The sequence below is a fragment of the Herbaspirillum sp. GCM10030257 genome, from assembly GCF_042666555.1.
Classification (GTDB): domain Bacteria; phylum Pseudomonadota; class Gammaproteobacteria; order Burkholderiales; family Burkholderiaceae_D; genus Noviherbaspirillum.
This window is the reverse complement of record NZ_JBHTDH010000011.1, coordinates 1-16,387: the sequence shown is the minus strand read 5'-3', so window position 1 is coordinate 16,387 and position 16,387 is coordinate 1. Positions and strand designations below refer to the sequence as shown.

The 16,387-nt window shown below is 54.7% G+C and carries 14 protein-coding genes and 1 pseudogene; 9 read left to right on the top strand and 6 right to left on the bottom strand.

Going from position 1 to position 16,387, the window contains the following annotated elements; all coding sequences use genetic code 11:
• Window positions 1–29: 29 nt before the first annotated feature.
• The 5 genes from ACFQUU_RS17075 to ACFQUU_RS17055 all read left to right on the top strand — a co-directional run bounded on the left by ACFQUU_RS17075 (window position 30) and on the right by ACFQUU_RS17055 (window position 7,450).
• The gene (locus tag ACFQUU_RS17075; RefSeq protein WP_382249236.1) at window positions 30–2,159 is read left to right on the top strand and encodes an acetate--CoA ligase family protein; all 2,130 of its coding nucleotides are present in this window, start codon (window positions 30–32) and stop codon (window positions 2,157–2,159) included.
• Window positions 2,160–2,206: 47 nt separating this feature from the next.
• Window positions 2,207–3,187 carry a Bug family tripartite tricarboxylate transporter substrate binding protein gene (locus tag ACFQUU_RS17070; protein ID WP_382249235.1) on the top strand — a complete coding sequence of 327 codons (981 nt, stop codon included), beginning with the start codon at window positions 2,207–2,209 and terminating at the stop codon, window positions 3,185–3,187.
• A 77-nt stretch (window positions 3,188–3,264) separates the two neighbouring features.
• Entirely contained in the window at window positions 3,265–4,590 is a 1,326-nt protein-coding gene (locus ACFQUU_RS17065; RefSeq protein ID WP_382249234.1) for a DUF1254 domain-containing protein, read from the top strand.
• A 249-nt stretch (window positions 4,591–4,839) separates the two neighbouring features.
• A complete protein-coding gene (locus ACFQUU_RS17060; protein WP_382249233.1) occupies window positions 4,840–5,886 on the top strand; it encodes a porin in 1,047 nt (348 codons plus the stop codon).
• Between the two features lie 433 nt (window positions 5,887–6,319).
• Window positions 6,320–7,450 carry an MFS transporter gene (locus ACFQUU_RS17055; protein ID WP_382249232.1) on the top strand — a complete coding sequence of 377 codons (1,131 nt, stop codon included), beginning with the start codon at window positions 6,320–6,322 and terminating at the stop codon, window positions 7,448–7,450.
• Between the two features lie 8 nt (window positions 7,451–7,458).
• Here ACFQUU_RS17055 and ACFQUU_RS17050 read toward each other — a convergent pair whose 3' ends face one another.
• From ACFQUU_RS17050 to ACFQUU_RS17030, 5 genes are all read right to left on the bottom strand, one after another.
• Window positions 7,459–8,151 (bottom strand): hypothetical protein, encoded by a 693-nt coding sequence (locus ACFQUU_RS17050; RefSeq protein ID WP_382249231.1) that lies wholly within the window; start codon window positions 8,149–8,151, stop codon window positions 7,459–7,461.
• A 198-nt stretch (window positions 8,152–8,349) separates the two neighbouring features.
• The gene (locus ACFQUU_RS17045; protein WP_382249230.1) at window positions 8,350–8,838 is read right to left on the bottom strand and encodes an acyl-CoA thioesterase; all 489 of its coding nucleotides are present in this window, start codon (window positions 8,836–8,838) and stop codon (window positions 8,350–8,352) included.
• A 64-nt stretch (window positions 8,839–8,902) separates the two neighbouring features.
• The gene (locus tag ACFQUU_RS17040) at window positions 8,903–9,265 is read right to left on the bottom strand and encodes a RidA family protein (protein WP_382249229.1); all 363 of its coding nucleotides are present in this window, start codon (window positions 9,263–9,265) and stop codon (window positions 8,903–8,905) included.
• Window positions 9,266–9,857: 592 nt separating this feature from the next.
• The gene (locus ACFQUU_RS17035) at window positions 9,858–11,009 is read right to left on the bottom strand and encodes a branched-chain amino acid ABC transporter substrate-binding protein (RefSeq protein WP_382249228.1); all 1,152 of its coding nucleotides are present in this window, start codon (window positions 11,007–11,009) and stop codon (window positions 9,858–9,860) included.
• A gap of 332 nt (window positions 11,010–11,341) precedes the next feature.
• Complete coding sequence (locus ACFQUU_RS17030) at window positions 11,342–12,337, bottom strand: LysR substrate-binding domain-containing protein (protein WP_382249227.1); 996 nt, start codon at window positions 12,335–12,337, stop codon at window positions 11,342–11,344.
• Between the two features lie 96 nt (window positions 12,338–12,433).
• Between ACFQUU_RS17030 and ACFQUU_RS17025 the strand changes: the two genes are divergently transcribed.
• The 4 genes from ACFQUU_RS17025 to ACFQUU_RS17010 all read left to right on the top strand — a co-directional run bounded on the left by ACFQUU_RS17025 (window position 12,434) and on the right by ACFQUU_RS17010 (window position 16,047).
• Window positions 12,434–13,252: a gamma-glutamyl-gamma-aminobutyrate hydrolase family protein gene (locus tag ACFQUU_RS17025; RefSeq protein WP_382249226.1), complete on the top strand. Its 819-nt coding sequence runs from the start codon at window positions 12,434–12,436 to the stop codon at window positions 13,250–13,252.
• Window positions 13,253–13,266: 14 nt separating this feature from the next.
• Entirely contained in the window at window positions 13,267–13,773 is a 507-nt protein-coding gene (locus ACFQUU_RS17020; RefSeq protein ID WP_382249225.1) for a hypothetical protein, read from the top strand.
• 63 nt (window positions 13,774–13,836) lie between these two features.
• Window positions 13,837–15,108, top strand: a complete 1,272-nt coding sequence (locus ACFQUU_RS17015) for a D-amino acid dehydrogenase (RefSeq protein WP_382249394.1) — start codon at window positions 13,837–13,839, stop codon at window positions 15,106–15,108.
• A gap of 30 nt (window positions 15,109–15,138) precedes the next feature.
• Window positions 15,139–16,047: an ornithine cyclodeaminase family protein gene (locus ACFQUU_RS17010; RefSeq protein ID WP_382249224.1), complete on the top strand. Its 909-nt coding sequence runs from the start codon at window positions 15,139–15,141 to the stop codon at window positions 16,045–16,047.
• Between the two features lie 213 nt (window positions 16,048–16,260).
• Here the strand turns inward: ACFQUU_RS17010 and ACFQUU_RS17005 are convergent.
• Window positions 16,261–16,387 (bottom strand): annotated as a pseudogene (locus ACFQUU_RS17005) (ABC transporter ATP-binding protein); the annotation flags it as partial.

Sequence of the window (16,387 nt, the reverse complement as noted above, 5' to 3'; positions counted from 1 at the left end):
GACAATTCCTTATCAGGAGACAGCACAGAATGACCCGTACCCAGGAAAGGCTCGACAGCTTTTTTTCACCCCGTTCGATCGCCGTGGTCGGCGCTTCGGCAACGCCGGGGAAGATCGGTGCGATACCGGTAACCTACCAGCTCGATTACGGTTTCGAAGGCGAGCTCTATCCCATCAATCCCGGACGTGACCAAATTCTGGGCAGGAAGGCCTACCCAACGTTATCAGCCGTCGGCAAGCCGATCGACTTGGCAATTTTTGCCATTCCCGCCGCCGCAGTCGAAGCGTCTCTCGACGACGCGATCGCTGCAGGCGTGAAGAATATCGTGATGTTTTCTGCCGGCTTCGCCGAAACCGGCGCTGAAGGCCGTGCCGCCCAACAGCGGCTGCTGGCCAAGGCCAACGCGGCAGGCATCCGCATGATCGGCCCGAACTGCCTTGGCTTCATGAACATTGCACGCAATGTTTACGCGACCTTTTCACCGGTCGTGTTTTCCGGGCGGGCGAAGTCCGGCACTATCGGCATCGTCAGCCAGAGTGGCGCATTTGGCGCCTATGCGTATGCGATGGCGCGCGAGCGCGGTCTCGGATTATCGGTATGGGTAACCACCGGCAATGAAGCCGACATCCACGTAGCCGACTGCATCGCATGGATGGCAAGAGATGCGCAGACCAAAGTGATCATGGCCTACATCGAGGGTTGCCAGGATGGTGAGAGATTGAAGGAAGCACTCGCGCTCGCGCGCGAGGCTGGCAAGCCGGTGGTCGTTGTCAAGGTCGGCCGCACCACGCTGGGCGCGGCCGCTGCGGCATCGCATACCGCATCCCTGGCCGGTGACGATGCCGTGTTCGACACCCTTTTCAAGCAGTACGGCGCATGGCGGGCGCGCACCATCGAGGATTTTTTCAATATCGCCTATGCATTGTCCGTCTCGGGCGTACCAGAGAAAGGCAAGCTGGGCCTGCTCACCGTGTCTGGCGGTGTCGGGGTGCTGATGGCGGACGACGCCGCCGACTGCGGACTGGATGTCGCGCCAATGCCGCAGGCCGCGCAGGACTGGCTGCTTGCGCAGGTGCCCTTTGCCGCGCCGCGCAATCCGGTCGATATCACGGGCCAGGTAACTTCACAGCTTGACCTGATTGAAACCACCGCACGCGTGATGTTGCGCGACGGCGATTATGGCAGCCTGCTCATTTTCCTCGCGGCCGCCGGCCTGAGCGAACAGATGCAGACGCTGCAGAAAGACGTGGCAAAGACCTTGACTGCGGAATTCCCGGGGCGCACGGTCATGTTCTCCACGCTGTTTTCGCATGAGCACCAGCGTGCACTCGATGCTTGCGGCTGCGCGTCGTTCCAGGAGCCGTCGGGTGCCATCCGCGTGCTGGCTGCGCTGGAGTTCTTCCGCCTGCAGCGGCAGATGCAAATGCAGAAGGTGAAAGCCGAAGATATCGCACCGGTCATGGCAGAAACCCAGCCCCGCGTCACGATTCCGTCCGGTACCCGCAATGAAGCTGATTCGCTTGCGCTGCTGCGCGAATACGGCGTGCCAGGCGTGCCGATACGCGTGGCACGTAATGGCGGGGAAGCGGCTGAGGCGGCGCGCACGCTCGGTTTTCCGGTCGTCATGAAAATCCTGTCGGCCGACATTACGCACAAAAGCGACATTGGCGGCGTTGCATTGAATCTGCACGATGAAGCGGCAGTACGTGCGGCATATGACAGGGTAATGACACGCGCAGGTGAAGCAGCGCCATCGGCCCGCCTTGACGGTGTGCTGCTTGCACCCATGGTGCGTGGCGGCGTCGAGTGCATCCTTGGCGTGCAACGTGATCCGGTCATGGGACCGGTGGTGATGTTCGGCATGGGTGGCGTCAATGTTGAACTTCTCAGCGACGTCAGCTTCCGCATCGCTCCGGTGAGTCTCGATGAGGCTCGCGAGATGATCAAGGAAGTGAAGCTGTCACCGCTGCTGCAAGGCTATCGCGGCGCGGCACCAGCTGATATCGATGCACTGGCGCAGGCCATTGTCGGACTGTCGGATCTAGCGATCGCCGCCGGCGATACGCTGGAATCAATTGACGTTAATCCCTTTGTCGTGCTGCCCGCTGGCCAGGGCGGCACGGCGCTCGATGCGGTCGTGATTGGCCGCGAGCAATGAACACCGTAAGACGGACCCGAACCGAGGAAATAAACCAGGAGACGAGTATGAGCAAGCGCAGAACTGTATTGCAAGCCATTGCCCTGACCGCATTGCTGGCGACAACCGGCACTGTGCCGGCGGCCGACTGGCCGATGGACAGACCAATCCGCATGATCGTGCCCACGCCGCCAGGCGGCGGCACCGACATTTTTTCCCGTGTGGTTGCCAACCATCTCGGCAAGGCACTCGGACAGACCATCGTTGTCGAAAACAAGGGTGGCGCCAACGGCCTGATCGGCCAAACGGCAGCCGCCAAATCGGCCGGCGACGGTTACACCATCCTCTTCACCTACACGGCAGCCATTGCGGTGAATCCTGCCCTGCAGCCGTCAATGCCCTACGACACACTGAAGGATCTAAAGCCGGTTGCACAGATCGGCAGCGGGGGCAATTATCTCGTCGTGGCGTCTGACGTGCCGGCAAAGGATGTGAAGTCTTTCATCGAATGGGCCAAGCAGCAGCGGGAACCTGTCAACTATGGCTCATGGGGTGTCGGCTCCGGAGGGCACCTGACCATGGAGGCGGTCAAGATGCATACCGGCATCAAGCTTAACCATGTTCCCTATCGCGGCAGCGGCCCGCTGATCACCGACCTGGCAGCCGGTACGGTAAAAGTGGCGTTTGCCGACACGGTAGCGACCCTTCCCTATCTCAAGAACGGAAAATTCAGGGCACTGGCCGCGTCCGGCAGCGCCCGTGCGCCGATGACGCCGGATGTGCCGACCCTGAGCGAACAGGGTGTGCCGTTCAAGCTTGACAGCTGGTATGGCCTGTTCGTACCGGCAGGCACGCCAGATGCCGTCATCAAGCGTCTGAACGCGGAGGTTCTCAAGATCGTCGGACTGCCGGAGATCAAGGAGCGCTTCCTCCAGATGAACATGGCGTCCTCGCCGCAAAAGTCTCCCGAAGAATTCGAGGAGACGGTACGCAAGGATATGCAGGCCTGGGGCGACATCGTGCGCAAGAACAATATCAAGGTTGAGTAGGCAATACATCGGTTCGCCGGCTGCCAGTTTCCCGGCCCCCCCTTGTGGCCGACTCACGCTCATTAAATAGGACAACCATGACACAAGCACTGTCGCTTGCCGTCGCCCCCGAACTGGAAGCCGCCATTCGCAAGGCATTCCTTTACGTTTTCCCGGTACATGACCTTGCGCGCACGCGCCTGCTTTTCACGCAACTGCCCGACAGTCCGCGCAATGTGGCCCCCAACGTCTTGCACCACAACCGCAAGCTATTGAATCATCGTGCGCGCCAGGTAACGATGCCCAACAACGACACCCTGTATTCAACAGCCTGGCTTGACGTCTCCGCCGGCCCGCTGCTCCTGTCGTTGCCGGACATGCATGACCGCTATTACAGTATTGCGCTGATGGATGTCTTCACCAACAACTTTGCCTGCGTGGGCCGGCGCACAACCGGCACCGATGCCATCACCTTCGCCATCGCGGGACCTGACTGGACAGGCACCGCGCCTGACGGTACGCACCTGATCCGCTCTCCGAGCAACGATGTCTGGCTGCTTGGGCGGATACTGGTCGACGGCTGGGAAGACTTGCCTGAGGTACACCGGCTGCAGGAGGCAATGCGGCTGGAACCGCTTGACCCGGCAGTCCATGCGAGCGGACCCAATTTATACCGCACCGCCCCAGGCGAGCGCACGCCCTCCACCTTCCTCGAACTCATCAACGAAACTCTCGGGCGCAACCCGATACCCGAGCACGAACGCGCGATGGTGGCAGGCTATGCAAACATCGGCATCAGGCCGGGCGTCTCCGGCGCATGGGATGCGCTTGATGATGCAGTACGCAGCGCCTGGACCACATTGATGCCGCAACTGTTCCATGAACTCAAAAGTCTGCCCGCGTCGTACCTGCAACGCGAGGAAGATCAACGTGGCCACTGGGTCAGCGGTCGTGATCACATCGGCAATTTCGGTGACGACTATGCCTATCGGGCTTTTATCTGCCTGTCGGGACTAGGCGCACTGGAACGGACCGAAGCAGTCTACCTGACCTCGCGCGTGGATGCCGTCGGCGAGCCCCTGGACGGACGCCATTCATACCGGGTGCACGTTCCAGCAGGAATGCCGGTCGATGCCTTCTGGTCTCTGTCGATGTATGAGTTTGAACCGGACGGGCGCGGCTTCTTCGTCGACAATCCGATCGGACGCTATACCATCGGCGACCGCACGCCGGGCCTGGTTTTCAATTCCGACGGCACGGCTGACCTGTGGCTGCGGCATGCGGCCCCGCGAGAAGACAGGATGGCGAACTGGCTGCCTGCGCCTGCGGGACCATTTGCGCTGGCGCTGCGTTTTTATCAACCGCAGGCGTCCTTGCTTGACCGCAGCTTTGTGATGCCGGATGCGCAGCGACTGGACACTTGATCAGCAGCTGTACGCCTGCCATGCCGATTTCCGGCATGAACGAGAACGCAAAGCCGGGCTGCTTTCTCAATATGTGGGATCAGCACTGAATTGCATGCGTTGCGCAAAAGTACTGGCATCCTAGGAAAGTAGACAACGGCGCCAAAAATATTGACGAACCAAGGCTGCACATCAACGACACCGCGACAGACCGGCGACGCATGAGACCCCGGCGGTTGCGACACAAAACCTGTTTTGGAGGAGACTGTAATGAAAAAAATCATCTTGGCAACAGCTTGCGGCATGATGGCCGGATTTGTGCATGCGCAAAGCTCGGTGCAGATATCAGGCGTCATCGACCTTGGTGTGGACTACGCGAAGGGCTCGCAAAGCCAGACACGGCTACGCGACGGCGACATGGCGGCATCGCGCCTGATCTTCAAGGGCGTGGAGGATTTAGGCGGTGGCCAGCATGCCGCGTTTTTACTGGAAAACGGCTTTCATGCGGACACTGGCGCAGAATTCTTTGGCAACAACCGCCTGTTCGGACGTCAGGCCTGGGTAGAACTTGGGGGCGGCTGGGGCACGGTTCGGCTTGGCCGGCAATACACACCTACCTTCGATGGTTTGGTCAAGGCCGATGCATTCTTTGTCAATTCAAACGTGTCACCAATAAACCTGGTCACCAGCCGTGAGGGCCAAGGCGCTGCAAAGGCTATTTACCTGGGGCGCTTCGATAACATGATTGCCTACCGCTCGCCGACCATGGGCGGCTTCTCCGCAACGCTGGCTTACGCACCAGGCGAAGCCGCAGGCTCGTCCAGCGGGAGGAATACCGGCGCCAATCTAATGTATGCAAAAGGACCGTTATACCTGTACTACGCGTATCAGATGCAATATGCGGGTACGGCGGCCGCACCGGTGGCCGATCCAACGCGCACCACATTCCACTTCGTGGGCGGCACCTACACCATGGGCCCCGTTCAGTTGGGCCTGACAGTTGAGACGGATTCCAGCAACGCGCCGGGTGTCAATGACGCACGCCACTATCTCGCGGCCGTGACCTGGAAAATCAACACAGCCAATACGTTGCGTGGTGAAGTCGTCAAGCGCGCGGTCGACAACAGCCCGCTGGATCCTTACGCGGTCACGATTGGCTGGGATCATGCATTGTCCAAACGCACTTTCCTGTATGGGCGAGCCGTCTATGTCAACAATCCCGCCGGTGGTGCCAGTACAATCAATCTGATCCCTATTAACGCTGGCAGCGGCGACGACGGACGTTCAATTGGCTTTGGTGTCCGACACAATTTTTGATCGAGAATAGAGGGGCCGCATGGCCATTGCAATGGCCATGCGGCGATGCCTCATTTAACTGGCTCGCCTTTTTTGCCTCGTACTTCAACGCGTGGTCTCAGAGCGCAAGGCTTCGGCAATTTCGGGGCCCCTTTTGCGTTTAAATGAATCGTATTTAGCCCGCTTTCAGGATTGCTGGAGATTGCCATCCAGTGACCTATAAGCAATCCATTCTCCTGGCCTCCTGTCCAGCACAGCCGCGCATGCCCTCGGCGCGTTTATCGCAGCAACATTAGTTAACGAAGGAACATCGTTTGATTTTAGCTAAGGCCTCAGCCTGCTAAATCAGGACGATACCGTCCGGCATAAGGTATTCGGCTATACTTCATCATCGACTTTTCATACCTGCGCTCTTTCGCGTTCTATCGCTTTGAACCTATCTGCATTGATCGCCATGATGGTGTTGGCACACACCGCATTCACAGGCGGCCGGGTCGCACTGACACTGTTTGCGATCGAGCTTGGCGGCACGCCATTCGAAGTCGGCTTCGTGGTCAGCCTGATGGCGGTGATCCCAATGCTGACATCGGTGCATGCGGGTCGCTGGACTGACCGTACAGGCGTAGTCAAGCCAACGGCAATCGCCTTGCTAATGCTTGCTGCTGGAACGCTGCTGCCTGGCCTGCTGCCATCCATTGCCAGCCTTAGCGCATCGGCCGTATTTTTAGGGTGTGGCTTCATGCTTGTTCACCTTGCAATCAATAATGCAGTGGGACACGGCAGCACACCGCAAAACCGTACTCGCTCGTTCTCCATGCTTGCGCTCGGCTTTTCGACCTCTACTGTGGCTGGACCGGTAGCTGCCGGTTTTCTGATTGATTTCGCAGGTCATGCGCGCACCTTTCTGACATTGGCATTACTTCCAATTCTCGCCTTGATCGTGCTTGCCAAAATATATAGCAAGGCAACGCTGCCGAACATTGCCGTAACAGCAACCGTAAAACCCAAGGTGATTGATCTGTTGCGTCACGCACCGTTACGCGCTGTATTCATCGTAAGCGGACTGCTATCGATGGGATGGGATCTGTTTACCTTCATGACGCCGATGCACGGTGCGCGAATCGGTCTTTCCGCATCCACCATCGGACTCATCATGGGCACGTTCGGTGTTGGGACCTTTGTAGTCCGGCTGGTTATGCCACGGCTTTCAAGCTCGTACTCCCAGTGGCAAATTCTGACTGGGGCGCTTGCGTTGACCACTGCGGTGTATTTCCTATTCCCATTATTTAACGCAGTAGCCATTCTACTTACACTGTCCTTCATCCTTGGCCTCGGCTTGGGATCTGCGCTGCCAACAATCATGAGCGCAATTCACGAAACCGCTCCAATTGGACGGAGTGGCGAGGCGGTTGGTGTGCGCTCGATGCTCATCAACGCAAGCCAATCAGTGCTGCCAGTAAGCTTTGGCATGATCGGCGCAGCAGTTGGTACCAATTCGGTGTACTGGGTTCTTGCGATCATGCTGGCTTGCGGCTGTATGTTTGCTATCCGGCAGGAACGGAAGAAACTTGAAGAAGGAAAATGATTGATGTTTTAAGCGCTCAAGCCGATGCTTGCAGTGTTGCGTTTCCGGGTTGGCATCACGCGGAACTCACGGTCGCCGAGAAGCAACTCTTTGACAACGCCGATACAGACTTGGTCATCCATCATGCAGCTTGTTTTATTTTTATGACCACTCAATACCGAGCCGATTGCAAACAACCTTTCGCCCGCGATATGCATGGCGAGGTCCAGCGTTCGTTCTCTGGAACCGATCGCATCGCTGATCCAGCCAGTGAAGATTTCATAACACCTGTCGTCGAGATTCTTCGCCTTATCCGCTGACTGTGCGACTTCTGCAAATGAAATTCCTCCATCATCCACATCACGCATCACTCTGGCAAACACGTAGGCAAAATCATCAATCGGAAGGAAAACTGTCGCCTTCGTAATTGCGTGTGCAAGCATCATCCCATTGGTGATGGTCTCACCATTCCAGATTCCTTCAAGCGCCAGCGCGGCGTGCACAGGGAAGATTCGTAAAAGAGATTCAACGTAAGCCCAACGAGCGGCTTCGGTTGCACAGACCTCGCTCATTTCGGCCAGCGTGACAGATTTGCCAGCGAAGAATTTGTCCACAAGAGTGGCGTACTCAATGTGCGGAAACTTGCGTTGCTTGGTACGATGATAATGTTGGATGTCTAGTGCTGATGCCACATTCTTAATGTCGATTTTGCTGAGTTCCATAGCCTTGTGCCTTAACGAGTGCTATTAGGTAGCACGCAAGGCAAATGGTTCACCAGGGAAAACACTAACGTATTAGGCTACTTAGAGCACCTATCAAAATGCCGCTTGCCGTGTTGCTTGGGGTCGCCGAGGCCTCCTAGCCGTACGCCTGTACTGCCTTCGTCGGCGCGCCTTGCCATCGTCATTTTGATAGGCGCTCTAGGTTCGTGACAGTCCGAGCACTTCACTCTCCTGCTCCTTACGCATCTTAGCCATTTGGAGTGCGTGGTGCTCTAAGCGCTTGTCTTCCTCGGTAACCGGAGTCCAACGCGGTACGGCAACAGTATCCCCGCCTCCATCAATGGCCACAAAGGCTATTACGCATCGCGTTGTAGTTTTTCGGTCTCCGGTCTTCGGGTCTATGGCAGAAACTTCTACCGCGACGTTCATGCTGGACGTTCCCGTGTGGATTATCATGGCGCTTACCTCGACAATCTGACCGATAAAAATCGGCTTAAGGAAGCGGATACCTCCTACGTAAACTGTCACGCAGTAATATCCACTCCAACCCACGGCACATGCATAGCCCGCCTGGTCGATCCACTTCATCACGGCTCCGCCATGTACCTTGCCACCAAAGTTGACGTCTGCAGGCTCGGCGAGAAATCTCAGGGTTATCTCACGACGTGTTGGTTTGTCATTATGCATTTAGGTACCCATCTGTGTGTCGGAAAGCCGATGCCATGCGCCTTATTAAGTCATCAAACTCGGCTTAGGTCGATTGCTTCAAGGCTGCCGTAACCACAACTTCGACCAATTTCTCGCTTGTTGCCAGTTTCGCCTCAACCGTAGCTCGAGGTGGCGCCGCTCCAGGTGCTACCCATGCGTCCCATACCGTATTCATCCGGCTGAACATACCAATATCGGCAAGATATATCATGCAAGACAGGATTCGCGACTTATCGCTACCGTGCTCTTCGAGCAACTCATCGATCATCGTAAGTACTTCGGCAGTCTGTCCCTCGATGTCCTGTTGAGTATTGTTCGCTACCTGGCCGGCCAGATACACGACGCCGTGATATACAGCAGCTTCAGAAAGTCGAGGGCCGACATGAGATCGCTTTAATTCATTCATAGTTGATGTTCCGTTGATATATTGAGAGGTGGGGACAAACGTCCTGACCCACCGCTGTGAAGGTTAAAAAAGGCCGGTGCGAAGCCGGCCTAAACTCCAGGAGGAGTGGAGACATACTTTAAAATCGAGTGAGGTTTACCTTGCGAGCTCACAACGCGCGCGCAGTTCGGATGCTGGCTAGTCATGTGGTCGCGGCATGTCAGTCACCAACATCGAAAGAGGGAAATCGAAATGATGAACGGAGCAAAGGATGCGTCGGCATGGCCAGATTGACATTTCCTTGTTCAGCAACACCTCGAGCTCCGGATCACTCTTTGAGAACATGATGGCATACGGTTCTACCGTCAACGCGTCGCCAATAACAGCGTAACTTTGAGGTGTCCCGGAATTCGCCTTCAGCCCATATAACAGCACGTCCTCCATTGCGTAGGCGTCTGCCAATCCCGCCTCAATGGAAGAAAACCATGCTGTAGACTATATGCTTTGCTCATCTTCTACCTTCAACCGTAATGTTTGGGTCCAGGCTACTCGCGTAACATGGACCGTACGTCGTGCCATGAAGGTAAAGGTCTGACCGTACCCTGCTCGCTGCTTATTTTGTAACGGTGATCACTTCTCGCTTACCATTTTTGTAGGTGTATAACGTCAAGGTGCCATCAACGATATCGCCGTTTTTATCAAAGGCAATCGTTCCCGTCACGCCTTTGTGGCTAATCTTTGCCAGTTCGGGTAAATATTTAACCGGGTCGGAGGAACTCGCTTTCTGCATTGCAGCTACCATGACCATCACGGCGTCATAAGCATAGGGAGCATTAAGTACCACTTCGTGGCCGAATCGCTTGCTAAATTTAGTCTTGAAAGCCTCCAGTTCCGCCTTCTTTCCTTCCTCTACTCCACCCGCCTCGGCGCAGACCACCTTGCCTTCACCTATGGCATCCCCGGCCAGGCGTGCAAGTTCGGTGGAGCAAATACCGTCTCCACCCATAAACTTGGCTTCAATCCCGAGCTGCTTCATTTGACGCAGGATGGGACCACCAACCGCGTCCATGCCGCCAAAGAAGACAACGTCGGGATTTTTGCCTTTTATCTGGGTAAGAATCGAACTGAAATCGGTCGCCTTATCTGTCGTATATTGGCGGGAAACGATCGTAACCGACTTGGTTTTTCCGGTCGCTCCTCTCACGAACTCGTCAGCCACTCCTTGACCATATGCAGTTCGATCATCAATCACGGCAATGTTCTTTGCCTCGTTAATCTGGACAGCATACCGTCCTAGTGTCCCGCCGAGTTGACCGTCGTTAGCGACGACTCTAAACGCGGTGTTGAATCCTTGCTGCGTGTATTTTGGATTGGTTGCAGAGGGAGATATCTGTGGTATTCCGGCGGTGTTGTAAATCTTTGATGCTGGGATGGTAGTGCCAGAGTTCATATGGCCAATAACACCGTTCACCTTTGCGTCGACGAGCTTCTGGGCAGCGGCAGTTGCTTGTTTAGGATCGCTTGCATCGTCCTCTCCCAGCAATTCGAATCGCGCAACACTGTTACCAATCTTCACCTTCTTCGCATTCAATTCCTCGATCGCCAGGCGAGCTCCGTCTTCTGTGTCCTTGCCCATATGCGCGGATTGCCCGGAAAGGGGCGCAACGTGCCCGATTTTGACAACGAGCTCTTGGGCATGCGCACTTGCGCTCATAGCCAGTGCAGCCCCCACAGCGAGGGAGAGAAGATTCAGATTGGTATTCATAGTAGTCCCCAAGAATGCAACGATTCGAATGCGCCTGCATTGCGCAGGCGTCCTACGGCGCGACATAAAACGCAGGGTATGACCCGTGTCTATGCCGTCTTCCGTTCTCGTATTCTTGTCGGACGCTTTCGGATCGACAAGTCATGTTTTCTATCGGGAACCATTAGTTAATCTAATGCGACGTCAGCCTCCCTATGACAAATGGAGAATTTTTCAGGAATCAAGGTCGTAAAAATCTCGAATGTCGAAGAACAGTCCATCTGAGCGACGGCTCGTTTCGTGGCTCGTTTTGCGTCGCTGAATATTCCAATTACCGTGACCGGCTACGGTGCCTACGATCGTACCGTCGCAATCTTCTGTAATACGGCATTTCTCCGCTTTTCGAACTCCGCGCATTCCTCGTGCAGCCATTCTTTGAACGTTTCGATGGATTCCCGACCCATCGTTCCCGGATTAAGCAGCAGAAAATAGGCCGATGCGGACTTTACGCAAACGGGATGCACCGGCATTAACTGCGCGCTTTCCAATTCTTCGAGGACCAACGCCGTTCTTGCGATGGACACACCTTGGCCTAGCAACGCTGCATTCGTCGCTAGCTGGGCCAGGTTGTATAAATTGCCCCGCTTGCCAAGCTTCTCGACCTTTCCTCGCTTTCCATCGGTGACGCCGCGAACCCACTCTTCCCACTCGGCGTATGGGGGCGCGCCCTCCCACGGGGAATCATCGTGAAGTAATGTATGGTCGACAAAGTCCGTCAACTCCGTTATCGCGCCGTTTTTCTCAATGTATGCAGGGCTGGCAACCGGTAACAAAAATTCGGCCATCAGAGGTACTGCCTCGAGCCCCTCGTCATTTCCCGGCCGGCCGTACACGACGAGCGCGTCGATTGCTTCTGCATTCATTTGAGCGACAGGCATGCCAAACATTTCACCTTTCAGGCGTATTTCCACGTTGGGATACAAGCGGCTAAAACGATTCAGCCGAGGCATAAGCCACATCATGCAGAATGACGGGGAGGACCGGATTATCAAGTGCCGGTTCGGCGACTGAGGCTGTATCGCTTGTATCTCCGCTTCGAGCTCAGCAAGTATCTGCTTGACGACCTTGTGCAAACGCTCCCCTTCGTAGGAAAGCGATATTCCCTTGGCAAGTCTCTGGAATAGTTTAACGCCGATCTGGTCTTCCAAGCCGCGTATCTGTTGGCTAATTGCTCCCTGGGTGACATGAAGTTCATCAGCTGCTCGGGTGAAGCTCAGGTTCCGCGCTGCAGCATCAAAATACTTCAGGGCATGAAGGATGGCTGGTGTAAGGCGGTGGGAGCGCGGCATTACGAAGTCCTCCTGGAGACATTTCTACAATCAATACAGTCTAGAGTGTATGACCACATTAGTACAACTAATAGCGTCAGATAGAAATCTTCGTTTGTGAAAATTCCGATTAATCGCAAGAATGGGGCTTATCACGACAAGGGAACGTACATGATCAGACCAATAATCGGAATCACTGCAGACCGCAGTGATGAATCGAACAACATCGAATCGCATTTTCACGTCCGAAGAAATTATTGTGCAGCCGTGTCGGCCGCGGGCGGGCTGCCGGTTGTCCTCCCCTACGATATGGAGGCCGTCAATGAATATTCCCAGCTCATTGACGGATTGATCGTTACGGGGGGCATGTTTGACATAGATCCAGCAGAATATGGGATGACTGCGCGACATCCCGACAAAGTTACTATTAAAAGAGACCGGACAAATTTTGAACGCGCGTTGCTCCGTAGAGCCCTTGGAAGGGATCTGCCTATCCTGGGCATATGCGGAGGTATGCAACTGATTGCGGTGGAGTTGGGTGCCAAGTTGCATCAACATCTCCCTTCGGATATCGCAACCGATATCGAACATAAACAGTTTGAATCATGTAGCGTAGGTACGCACCGAATCCGCATCGAAGCGGGCACTTATCTTCGCCGCATCCTTGGTACCGATACTCTTGTTATAAATAGCCTGCATCATCAGGCAGTCATCAGCGGAAATAAGGCTCTGCACATCAGTGCAACGGCGGACGACGGAGTTATTGAATCCATTGAAGTACCTGGCCAAACATTTTGCCTGGGAGTCCAGTGGCATCCCGAATACCTTGTTAATGCATCGGAGGGAAATATCTTCTCCGAACTGGTACGAATGTCAAAGTTGGCAAAAGCCCCGGCTTCGAGTTTGAACTGTACGAAGTCTTCTAGTACAACTTAAAGATGGGAAGCGGCATGAACTCCATGGACATTACTCACGCTATTGCGTCAACTATGGATTACTTTCGCCTTGCGGCCATGGTACTCGATCGCTTCGTCTCAAAACGTAACGTAGCGCTATCGATTGATCATATTGCGCAGGAGTTGAATGTGCTGCCAGGAGATATCGGCGATGTGTGCATGCGCCTTGCTAGTACAGGTGTAATAGTACAAAGTCCAGAGCGCGAACATTGGTCGTTAGCGGTCGATGCGACAGAAGTTACGCTTGAAAACGTATGGCATGCGATTGGAGGGCTTTCCAACGGAAAAGGGCCGGATTTAGTTGTTTGTGACACGTCTCCTGCTTACAAAGTCGACTTGTTCACTGCTCAGGCGTTTTTCGGGATAGACCAGACTATTGCATCGCATTTACGTCGTTACCACCTGGACGCGATCCAGGCATCTAAACGGCATTTCGTATATATCGCCAAAATGCGTCGCTATGAGCCGGATGTAGATTCGTTGGATGCTGCCTATGTCTGAGTCCAGCCGACTTATGAACGGAAGACCTATCGCAAACGCAACGGCTCAAGGGAAACCTTTAAGATTGGGAGTATGGTAATGAGGGTCTGTATTGTCGGGGCTGGGGTGATCGGCCTTACAACCGCATACGAGCTAGCCAAGCGTGGATATAAAGTAACGGTTGTTGACGCATGTGATTCGTACGGCAGGGGAACAAGCTTTGCAAATGGCGCTCAGCTCAGCTATTCCTATGTTGCACCATTAGCGGATCCATCCATCTGGCGGCAACTTCCTGCGTATCTTTTAAGTCCGACATCCCCATTAACCTGGAAGCCGAAATTAGACATAAGGCAGTGGACCTGGTTGGTACGATTTCTCGCAGCGTGCAACTCAGCCGCTTCTCATCGTACAACTGCGGCTCTGCTTGAACTCGCAAACCTGAGCCGCTTTAAGTTACACAAACTACAAACCAGGCACGCTCTAGACTTCAATCACCGGACAGCGGGAAAGCTTGTACTGCTTTCGTCTGTTCAGGCTTTGGACGGTGCAAGACGCCAGATCCGGATGCAGGCCGATCTAGGCTGCGAACAGGAACTCCTTTCACCCGCACAGTGTATTGCGGTCGAGCCGGCGCTCACCCACGCCATCGAACGTTGGGTTGGAGGCGTCTACACGCCTTCTGAAGAAGTTGGCGACTGCGCACTGTTCTGTGAACAACTTGGTGCCGCACTGAAAAAGGATTATGGTGTTCATTTTATTTTTAACACGAATGTCCTCGAGATCCGGCGATCAAACAACACCATCAACGCTCTCAGTACCTCCAGCGGAGATATCGCGGCAGACCAGTTTGTTTTGGCCAACGGTGTCGGCAGTCCCAGATTAGCAGACCAGTTAGGAATACGGCTGCCAGTATATCCCCTCAAGGGATACAGCATAACAATTGAAAACGAAGCGCTAACATCCCAAATGCCGAGCGTAAGCATTACGGATCAGGAAAAAAAAGTCGTCTACGCCAGGATTGGCAACAGGCTTCGAGTAGCAGGACGTGCCGAAATCGTCGGTGAGAATCTTCACGTTGACGAAATGCGCTGCAGGGAACTCGCAGCCGAAGCACATGAGTTGTTCTTTCCGGGTCAGGCAGTAGAAGACTGTATCAAGCCTTGGGCAGGCTTGCGCCCTGCGACGCCAACCGGGCTACCGATTATCGGCAAAACGCCCTTTGCAAACCTTTTCCTGAACTGCGGCCACGGCGCCTTGGGTTGGACACTTGCTTGCGGGAGTGCCGAGCTGCTTGCTGCGGATATGGCAGGTCAACCAAGGCCAATGCAAGGAATACCCTTGGGCTTAGCCGCATAAATCTTATCTGATGAATTCACAGGGTGATATATGAAAATCATAACAAATGCGCAAGTCGCTGAACTGCTGACGGTGGAAGACGCAATCGGCACAATGCGCACTGCATTTACTGAGTACGCCCGTCTGGGAGCGATGCAAGAACGGGTCCGAATTGATTGTGGCAAAACCAAGTTGAGCATGATGGGGGCGATTCTTCCTGGAATTAATGCGGTAGGTGCAAAACTTTACACAACGATTAACGGCAAGTTCACGTTTGTAGTGGTGCTCTTTTCTGCAGAGGATGGGTCGCTGTTGGCGGCGATGGAAGGTGACGCCATGACTGAATTCCGTACGGCTGCCGTCACTGCAATTGCGACTGACGCTCTTGCAAAAAAGAATACAGACGTTTTAGGCATTTTTGGGACGGGTGTGCAAGCAAAGGCGCATGTACCCGCACTTCTCTCTGTTCGAAAATTTTCGGAAGTGCTCGTGGCAGGGATCGACCGACCAGAAGCCTTTGCAGAGGATATCTCGAATAGGTATGCGATTAAATGTCGGGTTGAACCGGCTGCCACGGTTGCCGTGCAGGCTGACGTTTTAGTGACTGCCACAAGAGCCGCTACCCCCCTTTTTGATGGACATCTCGTAAAACCGGGCGCATTTGTCGCCGCAATTGGATCTAGCAAACCAGGTACAAGAGAAATAGACGATGAACTAATTAAGCGGGCATCACGCATAGTCGTCGAGTGGCGAGAGCAAGCCAGGAAAGAGGCGGGAGACCTTATTCTTGCGCAACCTGGTTTGGTAAATTGGGATGCCGTCCTTGAGCTTTCAGATGTGTTGACGAACCCTGAGTTTGGCGATAATGAGAAGCGCAGTCTCGTGCTGTACAAGGCTATCGGTGTCGGGATAGAAGACGTGGCACTAGCAGAATTTATATATAGCCGTCTAAGGAATTAAACATTTGCAAAGTAACGCGGCTGCAAAACGTTAACGGCCGACGCGGTGGCTGGGCGTGTCAGATATATTGTGTGCGAGGGCTACGTAGACTTTACCACCGCGCCGCTCGCCGCCCCCTGTGTAGGGCAAGAGCGTGCGGCGCGGTGGTAAAGTCGGTTTCATTTTCGCAAACTGATTCGTCACCTGTTTCAGCCGTGCGCAGCACGGCTCCATTCAGACTTCCAGCCATTCCTTGCGAATGGCCGCATTGCCCCGCAGATCGTCGGGCGTACCCTCGAACACGATCGAGCCATGCCCCATCACGTACACCCGCTGCGAAATCTCCATCGCAATCGCCAGC